Below are 17,132 nucleotides of genomic sequence, written 5' to 3' on the forward strand. Positions count from 1 at the left end.
TGCCGCTTAAAGACGTCAAGTAGAAGCTGCAGCTAAGCCTAATCGAGTTGAGCTTGACGCATTCCCCAATAAGACAGTAAAAAACCAATAAATGCCGCCGCCGCACAAAAAGCGAAACACCAAAACGGACTAATATCCCAGAGGTAGCCACAAAGGATCGCACCGATCGCACCACCAGCCCCAAAACACATTGCGGTATACAACGCCTGCCCTTGGCCATGGCTACTGTTTGGAAAAAAGCGGTGCACCCACTCAATAGAAACGGCGTGCGCCGCACCGAAGGTTAGAGCATGCAAGCACTGCAATAATATGAGCGCAAGCAATGAATCAGCCAATACAGGGGTTAACAACCAGCGCCCAGCAGCAGCCAGCAAAGCCGCCCAAAACAGCAAGCGAGCCCCAAAACGCCGCAGCAATGACGGCATATACATAAATAAAATAATTTCAGCCAGTACACCTAACGCCCAAAGCAGACCTATGGCGAAGCCTGAATAAGCATGCTGCTCCAGCAAGACCGAAAAAAAAGTGTAGTAAGCGCCATGACTAATTTGTAGAAAAAATGACGCGGTAAAAAAGACCCAGACTTCACGTCGGCGCACGATGTCGAGAAAGCGCTCCAATGCAACATTATCACTACTTTTGCTAACTAAAGATCGCGGCTTAGCTTCAGTCACCGTTAAACTCGATAACCAGATCGCCAACAATAAAACCAGCATAGCCACAGGCAGTAATGCAATAGAAAAGGCATCAAACAATGCCCCTAAAAGCATCACCGCCACAATAAAACCTACTGAGCCCCATAGACGAATGCGACTGTATTGCTCGGTGTTTTCAGTAAGATGATCTAGGGTGACCACCTCGAACTGAGCCAATACCGCATTCCAAAAAAAGCTATAAGCAATAACCACAGAAAACATGGCTAGATAGCTACTTTGCCAAAACACGCCTAAAAAACAGAGCGCGGCCAAACAGCTGCCCCAACGAATAATTCGTAAACGCTGGCCAGTTTTATCAGCCAGATATCCCCAGATGTTCGGGGCAACAATACGAGAAATAGCCAGCGCAGCCATGACATAACCGATCTGCTGGGCGGAATATGACAGGCTTTGCAAATACAAAGCCCAGAACGGAACCAATGCGCCTAATACGGCAAAGTAAAAGAAATAGAAGGTCGATAGGCGCCAGTATGGAGTATCCTGACCGGAAGCCGACGCAGCTTGCGCTCTGAACCTATCGAACATCTTAAATAGCGACCTTTAGGCCTGTGGAGGGATGACAGGAATATTGTGCTTTATCGAGCCATTCTGCCCACGGTGGCGCAGCAAGTGATCCATTAACACCAGCGCCATCATCGCCTCAGCAATGGGGGTTGCGCGAATGCCTACGCAGGGGTCATGACGCCCCTTGGTCACCACTTCAACCGGCTCGCCCTGCACATTTACACTGCGCCCAGGAATATGCATGCTGGAGGTTGGCTTGAGCGCTATATGAGCAACCAGGTCTTGGCCCGTTGAAATTCCACCTAAAACACCACCAGCGCGGTTACTTAAAAAACCTTCAGGCGTTATTTCATCACGATGTTCAGTGCCAAGCTGCTCGACACAATCAAATCCAGCGCCAATCTCAACACCTTTCACAGCATTAATCCCCATTAAGGCGTGGGCCAGATCAGCATCCAAGCGATCGAAGATTGGTTCGCCCAAACCTGGAATCATGCCGGAGGCTACAACTGAAATTCTCGCGCCGATAGAGTTACCCTTTAGCCCCGCCATAAAAGCTTCCATCTCAGGAACCTTATTAACATCAGGACAAAAGAAGGCATTGTTTTCGATCTCGTCCCAATCAAAGCTTTCAATTTTAATCGGGCCAAGCTGGGATAAATAAGCACGCACTTGAATGCCGCATTCTTGCGCCAAATACTTTTTAGCCACTGCACCGGCAGCAACACGCATTGCTGTTTCTCGCGCCGAAGAGCGCCCCCCGCCACGATAATCGCGCACACCGTATTTTTGCATATAGCTGTAATCAGCGTGAGCTGGGCGATATAAATCCTTAATATTGGAATAATCTTTAGAGCGCTGATCGGTATTCATAATCTGCAAACCAATCGGCGTACCGGTAGTTTTACCCTCGAAAACACCCGAAAGAATCTTAACTTCATCCGCTTCTTTACGCTGGGTCTCATAGCGGTTTTTACCTGGGCGACGACGATCCAAATCACCCTGTAGATCAGCTTCTGATAACTCTAAGCCCGGCGGGCAACCATCAATGATAGCCCCCAAAGCTAAACCGTGGCTTTCACCGAAGGTGGTTACCGTAAACAATTTTCCGAAACTATTACCGGACATAAGATTAATTACCTTGAACTTTCAATTGCTATGCATAACGACTCTAAAAGGTCGTCTTTTATCAAACTAAGGGCGTTTAATTGCCGAAGCCGAAAAGCCCCGTTACTTTATTTGCGTAAGCTGCTCTTTGAATAACATAAATACACCGTGGCCACCATGCTCGAACTCCAGCCAAGTAAAAGCGACTTCTGGAAATGCCTGTTCAAGTGCTGGCCAGCTATTACCCACCTCTACAATCAATACACCGCCATCATTAAGCCTAGCCGCTGCCTCTTTGAGCAATCGACGAGTAAAATCCAAGCCGTCAGCCCCAGAACCCAAAGCGATTTCAGGTTCCTGTTGGTATTCCGCTGGCATAGTAGACAAGTCTTCGGCGTTTACATAAGGCGGGTTGCTAACGATCAAATCGTAACTCTGGTCTTGCAGGCCTTCAAATAAGTCACTCTCGACGGCGCGAACTCGATCCTCTAATTGATGACGTTTTATATTTTTCTCAGCCACCGCAATCGCCTCGGCTGAAATATCGCTGAGGTCAACTTCAGCCCACTCAAATGCGTAGGCACAGGCTATTCCGATACAACCACTGCCGGTGCACAAATCCAACACAGAGTTAGGTGGGCTCGCCAACCAAGGTTCAAAGCCATTTTCAATGAGCTCGGCTATCGGCGACCTTGGCACCAGAACATGTTCATTAACATCAAAACACAAGCCACAGAAATAAGCCTGGCCTGTTAAATAAGCAAGCGGCAAACGCTCGTCGATACGTCGACCGACCCTCTCAACAATTAACTCACGCTCAACCAGCGTCAGCCTTGCTGATAAGGTGTCCTTATCGCAATCCCAAGGCAGGTGAAGGGATTGTAATACCAAGGCTGTGGCCTCATCCCAGGCATTATCCGTACCATGGCCAAAAAACAGCCTAGCTTCGCTAAAGCGCGATGCAGCCCAACGAATATAGTCTCTGATTGTGTACAGTTCTTGTTCAACAGCCATTAGGAATAGGGTCTTAAGGGGCAAAGGGGCCATATTGTACGGGAATTGACGAGCAAGCATAAGCTTTTTGGCCAGAGCCTCAAAGCCACCCACACACTGTGCGCTAACACAAATTAAATACCTATATTTTGTAGGCCTATAAGCCCCTACCGAACCGCAGATCGGCCATTGGCAAAGCGTCACCTAAAGCCTCCTGCAAGCTTGTAAAGCCACAGCATTTTGCTAAACCTTTATATAAGGTATCAATCTGGGGCAGTAAATATGATTGGCTTTATACCCTTCAAAGGAATGAACTGCCTGCCCCAACTACGGATCGCCCGGCATCATTCATAGCTTCTTAGCCACATAAGGCTGCCTGTAAAAGATTGGCCATGCCGGAGGGATGTCTCGTGTTCAACATCGGTTTTAAAAACAAAATTCTTAGCAACCTTCTGCTCGTCGGCCTTTTGCCTGCATTACTTGTAGCAAGCTTCGCCCTCTTTCAAGCCAGCGACTCGTTAACGCAGCAAACCTTTCGGCAACTGGAATCTTTGCGCGAAACAAAAAAAGTGTCTGTTGTTAATTATTTGAACAATTCAGCACATCAAATCGCCTCTTTGAGTCGTAGCGAGCTAATTGTCAGCGCCACTAAAGAGCTTGCACTGGCCTATGAAGAAATCAGCTCCCCCAGTGAACAAGCGAGCAATGTAAACAATACGCGTGCAGAATTAGCAGAATATTACAGCCGGCATTTCCTGCCCAAACTGAAGCAGCTTGAGCCAGACAATCAAGTCAATGTCGATGATTTGTTATCCAACCTCTCCGCGAATGCCATCGATCTTCAACAAGCCTATATTAGTAACAATCCCAACCCTGTTGGCAATAAACACTTACTTGATGAAGCCAGCATTTTTTCGGATTACGACAATGCGCACAAAAACATCCACCCCTATTTGCGTGATTACCTAGAGCGCTTTGGTTACTACGATATATTTCTTATCAACTCTGCAGGCGATGTTATTTATTCGGTATACAAAGAGGTAGATTTTGCAACCTCACTGTTAAATGGCCCATACGCCAGCAGTGGCTTAGCTGACGCTTTTCGCAGCTCAGAAAGTGCCAATGAAAGACAGTCGGCAATTTTTATCGACTTCAAAACCTACCTTCCCTCTTTTAATGCGCCAGCAGGCTTTATCGCACAACCTATCTTTTCCGAGAGCGAACGCATAGGCACTTTAATCTTTCAATTTCCAATCGATAAACTTAACGCCATCATGACAGAACGCTCGGGGCTCGGAGAAACGGGCGAAAGCTACCTAGTAGGCCCAGATAATTTGATGCGTTCAGATTCCTATTTAAGCCCTATCGACCATTCAGTAGTAGGTTCTTTTCGAAACCCTGAAAAAGGTGCGGTTCGAACTCAAGCAACCGAACTTGCGGCACGCGGGCAAAGTGGTGCCGAAGTCATTCAGGATTACAATGGCAATCCAGTGTTGTCGGCCTTTTCACCGCTGGGTTTTAACGGGCTAAACTGGTCAATCTTAGTAGAGATCGACGAGGCCGAAGCCATGGCAGCCGTTGATAAATTGCAATTATTACTGCTAGCTACCGTACTGTTATGCGTTGTACTGATCGCGATTGTTGCTTGGACTTTAAGCAATTCAGTGATGCGCCCCCTAGGTGGCGAACCAAAAGAGATGCAAAGCATCACGCAAAAGATTGCCGATGGCGATCTAACCATTAAAATGAAAGAGATAGACAGCCAAGAATGTGTTTACGGCTCCGTGAAAAATATGGCTAGCAATTTAAGAAGTATTATCGGAGAGATCAATACCGCATCACAACGACAGGCCTGTGCAGCCGAAGAGTTGGCCACAGTAACCAGCCTAACGAGCAGCACCATTTCTAAACAATCAGAAAAAACACAAAGTGTAGCGGCATCTGTGCAGCAAATGTCATCATCAGTCAATGAAGTATCCAGCACGACTGAATCTACCGCTCAGGCAGCAAACGATGCTCGCATACAAGTTAATGCCAGCTCAACGGCCGTAAACGATGCCGCGAAAAATGTAAGAGCTATGGCAAGTTCAATCAGTGCTGGCCAAAAGAAAATTGAAACACTTCAAGCAAATACCGATGAGATCGCTGGCATTTTGCAAACCATCACAGGCATAGCCGACCAAACCAATCTACTGGCGCTCAATGCGGCAATTGAGGCGGCTCGAGCCGGAGAGCATGGTCGTGGGTTTGCTGTAGTTTCTGAAGAAGTGCGAAGCCTAGCAGGACACACACAGACCGCCACCGAACAAATATCAACGGTAATTGAAGGTTTAATTTTAGCGGCCAGAGAAGCTGGCAGTGCAATGAATGACAGTGTTGAGCTCGCTAACCGTATCTCTACCGAATCCACCGAAACCTCAGAGCGACTACAAGGTGCCGCTCACGCTGTCGATAGAATTGCCGACATGACCTCACAAATCGCATCGGCTTCTAGCCAGCAAAGCCAGGTTGCCGAAGAGGTTAGTAAACGAATCGATGAAATAAATATAATGTCAGCGGAATCAGGAGGTTCGATTGGCCAAATATCTGCTGCCAGCGAAGAGCTAGCAGGGCTTTCAAGCAAGTTACAAGGCCTGGTTCATAAATTCAAATATTAGAATGTTAGAATGTTAGAATGTTAATTTAAAAAAGGGGCTTTAATAAGCCCCTTTTTGTTCAACCCTGCTTGCCATTCGACTCGATTATTTAAGCTGACTGAGTAAATACGCATAAGCCAGAGCACTGAGCTCTGCGCGCTGCTTAACATCGGCAGCACCGGCATGACCACCCTCGATGTTTTCAAAGTACAAAACATCGTGGCCTTGGCTTTCCATCAGCGCCACCATTTTACGAGCATGACCTGGATGTACTCGGTCGTCACGAGTCGACGTGGTAAAAAATACTTTAGGGTACTTTTTATCTTTACTGACATTGTGATACGGCGAGAAGGTTTTAATGAAATCCCACTCTTCAGCAATATCTGGATTACCGTATTCAGCCATCCAACTCGCGCCTGCAAGCAACTTGTTGTAGCGCTTCATATCCAATAATGGAACCTGACAAACAACAGCATTGTATAAATCTGGACGACGAGTAAAGGCATTACCCATTAGCAAACCGCCATTGCTACCGCCTTGTATACCTAAATGTTTTGATGAGGTAATCTTGCGGTCAATCAAATCTTCAGCAATGGCTTCAAAATCTTCATAAGCCTTATGGCGATTTTCTTTCAACGCAGCCTGGTGCCAAGCCGGACCGAACTCACCACCACCGCGAATGTTCGACAGCACATAGACACCGCCCTGCTCTAACCAGTTTTTACCGATGGTTGCTGAATAGCGAGGCAGCAGTGAAATCTCAAAGCCACCGTAACCGTACAATAAGGTAGGATTTTTGCCATTAAACTTCAGCTTTTTATCCATCACCACAAAGTACGGCACCATAGTGCCATCCTTAGATTTAGCCTTGTATTGCTCAACTTTAAAACGAGAACCGTCGAACATGGCTGGCGTAGATTTTATTTTCTCCTTGCCAGTTTTTCCGTCGTTAAATTGATAAAGCGTAGACGGCTCAATAAAGCTTGAATAGCTCACCAGAAAATCGTCATAGCGATCATCGACATCAACCAAACCAACAACCGCTTTATCATCAAGCTCCAGGCGGTGCTCTTGCCATTTGCCTTTCTTAGTTGGTGTATAACGTACTACTGAGCTTCGCACATTATCCAACCAGCTAATCAACAAACTGTTTTTAGTAAACGCCACGCCCTTAATGGTTTTCCCAGTACTTGGAGCCTGGAACAATTTAAAGCTTGCTTTGCCAGCTTTAATATCCGACAAGCTAGAATACAGCAAGGAACCTTGCTTAAAGCTATTGCCCTGGTGTTCCCAATCAGATTTCAGCAAGAGATAAACATTGCCTTTAAACAAGCCTTCAACATCGGAGTCGCTAGGCACATCAACCGCTAATAGTTTGCCTTCGTTGTACACGAAGGTTTTGGCATTATAGAAGTCAGTAGCATCGTGAATAAATACTGTGTTTTGCGCGCCCTTACCCATGGTATAAGATGCAGCCGAAACAGAGGCTTTATCGGCTTCATAAACCGTCTTACCGCTCTTATAACCCTTGCCACGATGCCACATTTTTAATACACGTGGATAACCTGAGTCGGTAAGGCTGTTACCATCACCAAAATCTGTACCCACGATCAAGGTATCTTTATCAATCCAGGTCAGGCGAGATTTAGCTTCTGGAAGATAAAGGCCATCTTTTATAAATTTGCCACTAAGCAAGTCGAATTCTCGATACTCAACTGCATCGGCACCACCGCGCGAAAGCGCTACCATGCACTGGGTATATTCTGGTTGCAGGCAGCTCATGCCCTTATAGACCCAATTGACCTCTTCTTTTTTACCCAGTGCATCGATATCCAATACCGTTTCCCACTTAGGCTGATCTTTCTTGTACTCAGCGAGTGTGGCTCTGCGGTAGATGCCTCGGGGGTGAGTGGCGTCCTTCCAAAAATTGTAATAGTAATCGCCATTTCGGCCAGCATAAGGAATACGGTCTTTATTATCTAAGACCTCCAAAGCGTTATCGACCAAACCTTGAAAGCCAGGATATTGCTTAATTTCTGCAAGGCTTCGCTCATTCTTTTGAGCGACCCAATCTAACTGCTTTTTGCCCTCAACATCTTCTAGCCACATGAATGGATCTTGCTCGGCGGCAGAAGATACCGCTGCAGATAATGCGCTGACGCCATAGACAATGGCCGCCCCAAGGTATTTATTCATAACATTCTCGCTTCTTGTTATCGCTTTTTTTGACTACATGAAATTATAACGAGACAGAAGCAAGCCACCTCAGTGAATGCGGGCGAGAATTAGGAATGGATAGGGTTTAAAACGAGGAAAAGGCGTTGAGCCGAGCTGTTTTTAGGCTTAAAAACAGCTCCTAAGCTCTAAGCAGGATTATTTATGTAGCAGCAAATCCAATCTAGCCCCTTCCAAGCGGGAGTTAAGAGGCGCCAAATTTTCTAAGTTATGAAGCGTAATGCGCCCCTGTGACACGCCCTCCGACAACAAGCCAGCTTTCAAGGTTTCCAACATCGCCTCTGCTTCAGCTTTAGCCGCCGGCCCCGCACCTGGTCGAGAACCAGGCAAGGCATAGGAATGACCCACCACATCCAACCTTGCTTTAGGGTGCTCTCGCATCAACTCTGATATCAGCTTTAACCAAGCCGGAAGCAATGTCCCCTGCTGATCTAGCTGCCCCGTAGATTGACTTAATCTTAGCAAGCCCGTGCTTTGCCACTGCTTCCAAACTTGCTCTTTACTCGGCAGCACCGCCGTACCAGCAAGGTCGCTTGTTAAGCTCAGCAACTCTTGCTGAAGATAAATACGCTGATTCCCACGCCTAACCAAATACAGCAATGCAAAATGATCCTGCCCACCCGACTGCCAAAAGTAGCTGCTTAAACGCTGAGAGTCTTCACGCCCATAGAGCTGATAGATGTTAAAAAATCGATTGGCCCAATTATTACTCTGGCCACAATCACGTCCGAGACAACTGAATAAAAGCTGGGCGCCTTGTTTTTTCAATAGCTGCTCATATTCCTTGAATAAACCAGCCTCACTGTTCTCGGCTCCAAATTCTAATGTACGACGTCGCAGCTTTCCCTCAAGTTGACGCGATTGCTCTGGTTGCCATAAGCCATCGATGCGCTCTATAGGGCCTTGGGGTAGTAGCCATTGCTGTGCCTCAGCTTTTGAGTCGTAGACTACCCGGCTCACCTTACTATTTTCAGGATCGATCCAGCTTTGAGCCTGAAGATTGCCTGCCAACAACAGACCGAGCATTAAGCTAAACGCCAAGCTAAGATGGTTTTGTTTTGCCAGCACTTTTAATATATTCATGGCGTCCCTTTATAGAGCTGCTATAGAACTGCAGTTTAGGTTTATAAGCACAGCTAGGGTTTGGGGCCGAAGCTTAGGGCCTTAGGATAGCATCTATTAGCCTAGCAATATCATATTGATGTTCTTCCATATGAAGAAAATGACCACCATCAAATAGATGCTTCTCGATATGGCTAATTTTACCTAACAAGCCCTCTTGCTTAGCAATGTACTTTTGCAAACCTAAACTTGCAGCGATTAAACAACAATTGGCTGAGATGCGCCCTAAAAAAGCTTCTATCTGCTCCTGACTGAGCTTAAAGGCCGATGCAGACATCAATCGTGGATCACTACACCATGTATAACCACCCGCTACCGGCTTTATACCCCGCTCCACAATCAAGCGTGCGGCCTGCTCTGAAATCTTGTGCATGCCTTTTTGTCTGGCAACTATAGCGGCATCGGCATCCTTAAAAATACTTGTAGCCCTATCTTGTCGACGAGCCACATCAACGATTGATTTAGCTAATTGCGCCGGAGAATCTTCAGCCGAAATTGGCGGCGGAGCTAAGGCATCGATTAAACCTAAGCCTTTAATACGCTCTGGAAAAGTCCCCGCTGCAAGCGCTGCAATAATAGCGCCTCTGGAATGACCAATCAGATTAAACTCTTGCCAACCAAGGCTGTCGGCAATCGCGAAGATATCCGCAATGTCCTGCCAAATGTTGTAGGCTAAACCTGGAGCAATATGGGAGCTGTGACCATGCCCTGCAGTATCTAAAGCAATAAAGTGTACATCTTCTAAATGATTACTCATTGGCGCAAAGCTGGCACTATTATCTAGCCAGCCATGGATCGCCAGAACTTTTCGACCACCAGGTTTGCCCCACTCTTGGGCCGCAATCACACGATCGAATACATCGAAGTGTATATCACGACCGCGACTTAACTGCTCTTTCATATCATGCCTTGGGTTATGAATGTTTATTGATGACTACGGCTGCTGCAAAGACAGCAAATCCATACAGGCTGGCAAACAGTCTTCACCCTCCAAACAGGCTAAAGCACTGGTTCCCATCATATAACGCCCAGGATTCAAGTTCGCCAAACTATTTATTAACTGCCCCACCAATGGCTGATGGCTCACACAAAGTAAATCACGCTCACTATTGTTAGCAAACCACTGTGATATTTTCTGAATTGTCTGATCAGGAGAGCTTTCGGAGCGCAGCTCAAGCCAAGGAGATTGATGAATTTTTTCGATTGAAGCAGCATCAAAAGCCAGCTCTTTGGCAACAATTTCGGCCGTTTGCTGTGCTCTAATATATGGGCTACTTACAATAGTTATAGGTCGCTCTGATGTCGCTAAAAACTGACGAATAATGGCTTGGGTTTCAGATCGACCTCTATCGGTTAGCTCTCTTTCGGCATCAGTCGCAGCCTGATAGGAGGCCTGCCCATGCCTTAATATATACAAGCGCATTTCACCTTCCCTTGTTACCTAGCAAACTAAATTAGACCGCTGTTATTGCATTACAGCTCATTACCATACCGCGGTGCGAATCCAATTAAGATGGCCAATCACGAAATGGAAAGGGTTTTTCTTCACTCGCAAAGCTCAGGAATAACCATGATTGCAGTACAAATTCAGACGTGGATTTACTGACCGCCAAAAGTGAATTGTTAACAGCTCCCGTAAACAACACAATAATAAATTGCACTACCACAAAAGCAGTTAAAGCCACGATAGCCAGCTTCAAAGCTAAAGCGAAAATCACCATAAAAGCGAGGCGTAACCAGATCTCAGCGCCTAATATTGAATATTTTTGATCGTTCGGAGAATCACTCATATCGCCACCTTTTGATTTTTGTCTTAGCGTCAAGAACGATTAGACTATCAGATTTATCAATTATGCTTAAAAGATTCAAAGATCTTTTTGGGAGTATTCAACATCGGTATTCTGCTCGCCACCCATTAATTTATCGGCGACATCGCTAATGCTGTAATCCTCAAATAAAATGCCATGCAAGGCACTCGCCAAAGGCATATAAACATCGAGTTCATCAGCTTTTTGCTTTACCAAGCGTAAGGTATTGACACCTTCCACCGCCTGGCCAATATCACTTTCTGCCTGTTCCAAGGACTTACCTTGGGCAATGGCCATTCCTAAACGATAATTTCGGCTTAAATCTGATGTACAAGTTAAAATTAAATCACCCACCCCTGCCAAGCCTAAAAATGTCATAGGATCAGCATCCATATGTTTAGCAAAGCGCCCCATTTCTGCTAATGAACGGGTTAACAACATTGCTATAGTATTGTGGCCGCAACCTAAGGCCGTTGCCAAACCAGTGACAATGGCATAGATATTTTTCAGCGCACCGCCTAGCTCAACACCGTAGCAATCACTATTGGCATACAAACGAAATGTACTGGAACAAAGCAATTCCTGAACACAGGCTATCAATTCGTCATCTGAACTGGCGATTACTGAGCCTGTTTGTTGATGGGCGACAATCTCTTTGGCAAAGTTTGGCCCACTCAAAACACCAATGCGGGCATCACTTAACTCTTGTTCCAGCACTTGGCTCATCAAAGTAAAGCCTGTGGGCTCAATACCCTTAGTGGTACTGATAACCATAGTCCCAGCTTTTAGTAGTGGCGACACTAAGCGAGCCACATCTCTAAACGCTTTACTGGGAATGGCGATAAAAACCACATCGGCAGCACTAACCGCCTCAGCAAGATCGGCCGTTGCAGATAAGTTGTCGCTCAGCTGATAACCCGGTAGGTAGTCACTGTTTTCACGAGCCTGCTGTACTTTGGCAGCCTGCTCTTTGTTTCGCATCCATTGAAAGGTTTTATGACCATTAGTTGCTGCAATATTTGCAATGGCAGTACCAAAACTGCCACCACCTAGAACCGCTACATGTTGTGGTGTTGTCATAATGCCTTATCAACCTTTTAACTTGAACTTATACTTTTATATACAGGCTTATTGCTTGCCCGCTTTTATCAGCTAATGTCTTTGCACTTTTGTATGCCGGGCCTCGCAATTAGAAGCTGAAAACCCATCGTCAAAGCAAATGCACCCCATGCCAATTACCGCAAGGAGTGCAACACAACAAAAGCTACTATAGCAAAAGCTTAGTGGCTTAGCTCTAACAAGAGCTTATTGAGCTTTTGCACATAATTGGCAGGGTCTTCCAATTGCCCACCTTCCGCCAAATTGGCTTGGTCAAATAGAATGCCCACCAAATCAGCAAAGCGATCTTCATCGGCTTCTTGGTCAAGCTTCACGACAAGCGGATGTTCAGGGTTAAGCTCAAGATTCGGATTACTATCTGGTACATCTTGCCCAGCCTGCTCTAGCAGGCGGCGCATTTGAGCACCCATATCGTGCTCATTGACCACTAAACAAGCGGGTGAATCGGTCAAGCGGTGTGTAATGCGTACTTGATCCACACGCCCCTCTAAAGCAGCCTTGGCGCGATCGATTAAAGACTCAAACTGCTTTTCCGATTCTTCTTGAGCTTTCTTGTCTTCTTCACTTTCCAGCTCACCTAGATCTAAGGCGCCTTTACCCACATCTTGGAATTGCTTACCTTCAAATTCCATCATATGACTCATTAGCCAATCGTCTACACGATCGCTTAGTAGCAATACTTCAATACCCTTCTTACGGAATACCTCTAAATGCGGGCTGTTTTTCGCAGTATTGAAATTCTCGGCAGCCACGTAGTAGATTTTATCTTGGCCTTCTTGCATACGCTCAATATAGGCTTCAAGAGATTGATCTTGATCGGCTTTATCTGTGTGAGTGCTAGCAAAACGAAACAGCTTAGCAATCTTCTCTTTATTGGCGAAATCTTCGGCCGGGCCTTCTTTTAGCACTTGGCCAAACTCGGTCCAAAATTCTGCGTATTGCTCAGGCTCTTTGCTCGCCATTTTGCTCAATGTGTCCAAAACACGCTTGGTCAATGCTGAACGCATCGCATCGATATTTGGATCTTTCTGCAAAATTTCGCGACTAACGTTCAATGATAAATCGTTAGAATCGACAACACCTTTTACAAAACGCAGATACATCGGCAGAAACTGCTCCGCATCATCCATAATGAAAGTGCGCTGCACATATAGCTTTAGGCCTCGCGCAGCCTCACGGTTATACATATCAAAAGGCGCTTTAGCAGGGATATACAGCAAGCTGGTGTAATCCAACTTACCCTCTACCCGGTTGTGGCTCCACTTAACTGGATCTGCAAAGTCGTGAGAGATGTGCTTATAAAACTCCTTGTATTCCTCATCGCTCACTTCACTACGAGAGCGAGTCCATAAGGCGGTCGCCGTGTTAATCACTTCGTACTCTGGGGCTTGTGCACTATCAGCTTTCTCTTCGCCATCAACAGCCGGCGATTCTTGCTTAAGCATCTCCACTGGCAAAGAAATATGATCAGAGTATTTCTTAATAACCGAACGCAGACGCCAATCATCGGCGAACTCACTGGCATCTTCTTTTAGATGCAAAACAACTGTAGTACCGCGCTCAGCTCGATCTATATTTTCAACGCTAAATTCCGCTTCGCCGTCACATTCCCAGTGTACCCCTTGCTCGCTGGATTCCCCTGCTTTACGGGTAAAAACTTCAACTTTATCAGCAACAATAAAGGCCGAATAAAAACCAACACCGAACTGACCAATCAGCTGTGAATCCTTCTTTTCATCACCAGATAGATTCGAAAGAAAATTAGCCGTGCCGGACTTAGCAATGGTGCCTAGGTGCTCAATCACGTCGTCACGGTTCATACCAATGCCATTATCGGCAATAGTGACGGTTTTAGCGTCCTTATCAAAATCAACTCGAATTTTTAGCTCGGCGTCACTTTCATATAAGTCGCCGTTCGAAAGTGCCAAAAATCGCAGTTTATCGGCGGCATCTGAAGCATTAGATACCAGCTCACGAAGGAAGATTTCCTTATTGGAATACAAAGAGTGGATCATCAAGTGAAGCAGCTGCTTGGCTTCGGTCTGGAATCCCATGGTTTGTTTTTGTGCATCAACGCTCATCTAAGCATTCTCCTTGGTCAGTCGAGTCACCATTAAGGTGTATAAACCCTGTTATGGGGTTCAATTTCGACTTTTAAAGGGGGAAAGGAGCGGATCAAAGAGATTCTTTGCTAGGGCCCCGTCTTTAGTTAAGAGGCCCCTTCAGGACGAGATAAGGACGGTTAAAAAGCGCCTTAATCGACTAAAAAGTGAGCTCGAGCGGTAGCCACACTCTCATCGCGGGATTTATGCCAGCAATTTACGGAAACATTCACCAGCTTGCGCCCTTGGCGAACAACGGTGCACAGAGCATAAAGGGGCTCAAGCCTCCCAGGACGCACATAATCCACCGAAATATCTACGACCCTGGGGGTGACCTGGGTTGGCAAGGTCATCATGAGGTGCAAACTCGCAGCGAGCTCCAAAAAGCCACCAATAGCTCCACCATGGAGCGCGGGCAAGGTTGGGTTGCCTACATTACCTTTGCTCGGCGGCAAAACGAAGAATAGCTCATCGCCCATATTGTGCGTTTCGATGCCAAGCAGCTTGGCGTATGGGATTTGCTCGATAATTAATTCCGGCTTCCACTCTGCTCTGGCCTGTTCGCAGGCCTTTGAAATTGCACTCATTCGTCTATCTCCACAGCATCAAGGAAGGGCCTAAACTGTTCGCTCAAATTTTTCAAAACCTCATCATCTAAGCGAATAAAATTAGCTATACAGTGGGCAACGGGGCGATCTTCTTGGCCTTTGGTGTAAGCACGCCCGCGGGCGAATAAGACACTTTGTGAACTGCGATAAACATCGGCACGGGCATAGATATCCTGACCCGGCTCTGCCACACCCATATAATCGATGCGAAGATCCATAGTTGGAGTCAAGCCAATATCCTCCAAAACTGACGCACAGGCCATACCACAACAAGTATCAAGCAGAGCGGTAATCGCTCCTCCATGAACCACTCCGGTGTCTGGGTTACCGACTAAGCGATCACTATAGGGGAGAAGCATCTCGCAGGCACCAGTCTCCATATGGGTGAATTCCAAACCAAGCTGATGAAAGTGATCGCCTTTATTGGCTGTTACCATCAGCTTACTGAGCTTTTTCACTAAAACGATATCGACGGCCATAAGCCTAGTTATTCCTATTTTGGCGCCCAAGAGTTAAGACAGCCGGGCTGCCTTATTGTCGTATCAGAGTATAGCGAGTTTTATGCCTTAGCCCAAAATGACTTTTGGCACTGATTGCCGTTTTCTTAGCTTTGTAAACTGAGTCCATACTGAAAACTAGGGTAACAACATGAATATACTAAGCGGCACCCCAGTCTGGGTATTCCCTTTATTTGTACTATTACTGATTTTCTCCGTTTGGCAAAGCCGAGCGAGAAGCGCAAGTCTAAAACAGCTGGCGATACTGCCGTTGATTTTTATCTCTGTTTCGCTAGCTCGATTAGCCAGCATCGATCATTTATTGAGCGCAAACTATCTGCTGACACTGCTTGCAGCTGCGGCTTTGTTCACAGCGATGAGAAGCACCAAGAAAATAACACGAGATGAAAACAGCTCAAAACTGCTGCTTGCAAAGGATTACCTAAGAGGGACGGGTATAATGTTAATCTTCTGCTGCCAATATTATTTGGCAGCGCGTCATGCCATTGTCGGGAGCGCCTTGAGTTTTAGCGAGTACACAATGATTAGCGCTGCACTCGCAATTGCCACCAGCCCGATGTTAAGCTCAGTTATAGCCGCTGCAATTTTGCAGCAAAGGACGCTAACGGCCCGCCTATAAAAGCCCTATACGTCTAAGTTGAGAAATCAGCATAGTTTTGCGCGCGCCCTGTAAGGCTTTAAAACTATCCGCTTCCATATTAAGGGCAAAATAGTAATTGGATTTCGCCGATTGCAGATAGCCAACATACCAACCTATATAGCGCCCTTTTCGAATTGGGCCGCCACCTGTTTTTGCAAACAGTTTAACGTCAGGCCCGAAAGCTCGAATAGCATCGGCAAAGCCTTTACTCTCTTTATCAAGATCAACTTCCATAATCCGATTGAAGATTGTAAAGGTTTCGTCCTTCAGTGGCAGCTCGTGACGTGCCAAGCGTCTAAGAAAACACAGCTGCTCTACAGCGCTAATCTGTAGACTTCCATTAAGCCAAAAGCTATCTAACCCAGAACTTATATCACTATTCCCATAGTGCAGGCCTTGCAAGCGTGTACTCATCGAGTCTTTCCCGACATCAAGGGCTAATTGACGGTATAGCGGTAACGCCGAAGCATGAAAGGCCTCACGAATACTCAATGGCGCTTGATACCAACTTTGGGGCCACCACTTCTCAATCGGATAGCGACCCTGATTAAGCTGCAGAGTGTGATCTAAGCTTTTGATGAGCCCTTCTTCTAAGGCAATGAGAGTATTCACAACCTTGAAGGTAGAGTATGGCGTGAAACGTTGCTCTGCTCTTTGACGGTTACTAAAGTGAAACTTACCATCAGCTTCACTTAGCAGAACAAAACTACAGGAATCATCGCAGGACTTATCAACCACTGACGTTTCAGATATTGCTGCCTGTGAGCACAGGCCACATAGCAGAACCAGAATTCCTATTAACTTAACTTGCAACATATTGGATTATTACCATTACCGAACCGTGCAACAGCGCTCTTCGCCTTAATTGATCAAGATAAACGAACTCTACCTTGTACTCGGATTATATGACACTACCATGAAGGACAATAGAGAAGGCATAGCAGCCTGGGAGTTGGTGAAGGAAAGACAAATGAAATTGTTGCTAGCTGCTAAAAGATCCTTAATACAGAAAGACAAAAATTAA

15 protein-coding genes are annotated in these 17,132 nt (G+C 46.1%); 2 read left to right on the plus strand and 13 right to left on the minus strand.

What is annotated here, in order from left to right:
• Positions 1-38 precede the first annotated feature (38 nt).
• The 3 genes from Q1A41_RS09935 to prmB all read right to left on the minus strand — a co-directional run bounded on the left by Q1A41_RS09935 (position 39) and on the right by prmB (position 3,341).
• On the minus strand, positions 39-1,241 hold the full coding sequence (locus tag Q1A41_RS09935) for an MFS transporter (RefSeq protein WP_299977980.1): 1,203 nt from the start codon (positions 1,239-1,241) through the stop codon (positions 39-41).
• Positions 1,242-1,256: 15 nt separating this feature from the next.
• Positions 1,257-2,348 (minus strand): chorismate synthase, encoded by a 1,092-nt coding sequence (gene aroC / locus Q1A41_RS09940; protein WP_299977983.1) that lies wholly within the window; start codon positions 2,346-2,348, stop codon positions 1,257-1,259.
• Positions 2,349-2,450: 102 nt separating this feature from the next.
• The gene (gene prmB, locus Q1A41_RS09945) at positions 2,451-3,341 is read right to left on the minus strand and encodes a 50S ribosomal protein L3 N(5)-glutamine methyltransferase (protein ID WP_299977985.1); all 891 of its coding nucleotides are present in this window, start codon (positions 3,339-3,341) and stop codon (positions 2,451-2,453) included.
• Between the two features lie 389 nt (positions 3,342-3,730).
• Here prmB and Q1A41_RS09950 point away from each other — a divergent pair, with 389 nt between their 5' ends.
• Complete coding sequence (locus tag Q1A41_RS09950; RefSeq protein ID WP_299977988.1) at positions 3,731-5,977, plus strand: methyl-accepting chemotaxis protein; 2,247 nt, start codon at positions 3,731-3,733, stop codon at positions 5,975-5,977.
• Positions 5,978-6,061: 84 nt separating this feature from the next.
• On the opposite strand, the gene Q1A41_RS09955 is transcribed toward Q1A41_RS09950, so the two are convergent.
• The 9 genes from Q1A41_RS09955 to Q1A41_RS09995 all read right to left on the minus strand — a co-directional run bounded on the left by Q1A41_RS09955 (position 6,062) and on the right by Q1A41_RS09995 (position 15,429).
• Positions 6,062-8,152 carry a prolyl oligopeptidase family serine peptidase gene (locus Q1A41_RS09955; protein WP_299977990.1) on the minus strand — a complete coding sequence of 697 codons (2,091 nt, stop codon included), beginning with the start codon at positions 8,150-8,152 and terminating at the stop codon, positions 6,062-6,064.
• Between the two features lie 177 nt (positions 8,153-8,329).
• On the minus strand, positions 8,330-9,274 hold the full coding sequence (locus Q1A41_RS09960) for a DUF4892 domain-containing protein (protein WP_299977992.1): 945 nt from the start codon (positions 9,272-9,274) through the stop codon (positions 8,330-8,332).
• A gap of 73 nt (positions 9,275-9,347) precedes the next feature.
• Complete coding sequence (locus Q1A41_RS09965; RefSeq protein WP_299977995.1) at positions 9,348-10,214, minus strand: alpha/beta fold hydrolase; 867 nt, start codon at positions 10,212-10,214, stop codon at positions 9,348-9,350.
• A 33-nt stretch (positions 10,215-10,247) separates the two neighbouring features.
• The gene (gene sixA / locus Q1A41_RS09970) at positions 10,248-10,736 is read right to left on the minus strand and encodes a phosphohistidine phosphatase SixA (protein WP_299977998.1); all 489 of its coding nucleotides are present in this window, start codon (positions 10,734-10,736) and stop codon (positions 10,248-10,250) included.
• A gap of 85 nt (positions 10,737-10,821) precedes the next feature.
• Positions 10,822-11,103: a DUF4389 domain-containing protein gene (locus tag Q1A41_RS09975; RefSeq protein WP_299978001.1), complete on the minus strand. Its 282-nt coding sequence runs from the start codon at positions 11,101-11,103 to the stop codon at positions 10,822-10,824.
• A gap of 75 nt (positions 11,104-11,178) precedes the next feature.
• Complete coding sequence (locus Q1A41_RS09980) at positions 11,179-12,201, minus strand: NAD(P)H-dependent glycerol-3-phosphate dehydrogenase (protein WP_299978004.1); 1,023 nt, start codon at positions 12,199-12,201, stop codon at positions 11,179-11,181.
• A gap of 200 nt (positions 12,202-12,401) precedes the next feature.
• Positions 12,402-14,321 carry a molecular chaperone HtpG gene (gene htpG / locus Q1A41_RS09985; protein ID WP_299978007.1) on the minus strand — a complete coding sequence of 640 codons (1,920 nt, stop codon included), beginning with the start codon at positions 14,319-14,321 and terminating at the stop codon, positions 12,402-12,404.
• A 173-nt stretch (positions 14,322-14,494) separates the two neighbouring features.
• On the minus strand, positions 14,495-14,929 hold the full coding sequence (locus Q1A41_RS09990; RefSeq protein WP_299978010.1) for a PaaI family thioesterase: 435 nt from the start codon (positions 14,927-14,929) through the stop codon (positions 14,495-14,497).
• Positions 14,926-15,429: a PaaI family thioesterase gene (locus Q1A41_RS09995; protein WP_299978013.1), complete on the minus strand. Its 504-nt coding sequence runs from the start codon at positions 15,427-15,429 to the stop codon at positions 14,926-14,928. Before Q1A41_RS09995 ends, Q1A41_RS09990 begins: the two co-directional genes overlap by 4 nt.
• Positions 15,430-15,598: 169 nt before the next feature.
• On the opposite strand from Q1A41_RS09995, the gene Q1A41_RS10000 reads away from it, so the two are divergent.
• Complete coding sequence (locus Q1A41_RS10000; protein WP_299978016.1) at positions 15,599-16,087, plus strand: hypothetical protein; 489 nt, start codon at positions 15,599-15,601, stop codon at positions 16,085-16,087.
• Here the strand turns inward: Q1A41_RS10000 and Q1A41_RS10005 are convergent.
• Positions 16,082-16,924 (minus strand): penicillin-binding transpeptidase domain-containing protein, encoded by an 843-nt coding sequence (locus tag Q1A41_RS10005; protein WP_299978018.1) that lies wholly within the window; start codon positions 16,922-16,924, stop codon positions 16,082-16,084. The genes Q1A41_RS10000 and Q1A41_RS10005 overlap by 6 nt on opposite strands.
• Positions 16,925-17,132: the final 208 nt, after the last annotated feature.

Origin of the sequence: uncultured Pseudoteredinibacter sp., from assembly GCF_947502065.1 — a bacterium.
Classification (GTDB): Bacteria; Pseudomonadota; Gammaproteobacteria; order Pseudomonadales; family Cellvibrionaceae; genus Pseudoteredinibacter.

What these genes read in the sequence shown, in the direction of transcription:
- Q1A41_RS09935 (WP_299977980.1), bottom strand. Translation starts at nt 1,241, where the DNA reads ATGTTCGATAGGTTCAGAGCGCAAGCTGCGTCGGCTTCCGGTCAGGAT.
- aroC (WP_299977983.1), bottom strand. Translation starts at nt 2,348, where the DNA reads ATGTCCGGTAATAGTTTCGGAAAATTGTTTACGGTAACCACCTTCGGT.
- prmB (WP_299977985.1), bottom strand. Translation starts at nt 3,341, where the DNA reads ATGGCTGTTGAACAAGAACTGTACACAATCAGAGACTATATTCGTTGG.
- Q1A41_RS09955 (WP_299977990.1), bottom strand. Translation starts at nt 8,152, where the DNA reads ATGAATAAATACCTTGGGGCGGCCATTGTCTATGGCGTCAGCGCATTA.
- Q1A41_RS09960 (WP_299977992.1), bottom strand. Translation starts at nt 9,274, where the DNA reads ATGAATATATTAAAAGTGCTGGCAAAACAAAACCATCTTAGCTTGGCG.
- Q1A41_RS09965 (WP_299977995.1), bottom strand. Translation starts at nt 10,214, where the DNA reads ATGAAAGAGCAGTTAAGTCGCGGTCGTGATATACACTTCGATGTATTC.
- sixA (WP_299977998.1), bottom strand. Translation starts at nt 10,736, where the DNA reads ATGCGCTTGTATATATTAAGGCATGGGCAGGCCTCCTATCAGGCTGCG.
- Q1A41_RS09975 (WP_299978001.1), bottom strand. Translation starts at nt 11,103, where the DNA reads ATGAGTGATTCTCCGAACGATCAAAAATATTCAATATTAGGCGCTGAG.
- Q1A41_RS09980 (WP_299978004.1), bottom strand. Translation starts at nt 12,201, where the DNA reads ATGACAACACCACAACATGTAGCGGTTCTAGGTGGTGGCAGTTTTGGT.
- htpG (WP_299978007.1), bottom strand. Translation starts at nt 14,321, where the DNA reads ATGAGCGTTGATGCACAAAAACAAACCATGGGATTCCAGACCGAAGCC.
- Q1A41_RS09990 (WP_299978010.1), bottom strand. Translation starts at nt 14,929, where the DNA reads ATGAGTGCAATTTCAAAGGCCTGCGAACAGGCCAGAGCAGAGTGGAAG.
- Q1A41_RS09995 (WP_299978013.1), bottom strand. Translation starts at nt 15,429, where the DNA reads ATGGCCGTCGATATCGTTTTAGTGAAAAAGCTCAGTAAGCTGATGGTA.
- Q1A41_RS10000 (WP_299978016.1), top strand. Translation starts at nt 15,599, where the DNA reads ATGAATATACTAAGCGGCACCCCAGTCTGGGTATTCCCTTTATTTGTA.
- Q1A41_RS10005 (WP_299978018.1), bottom strand. Translation starts at nt 16,924, where the DNA reads ATGTTGCAAGTTAAGTTAATAGGAATTCTGGTTCTGCTATGTGGCCTG.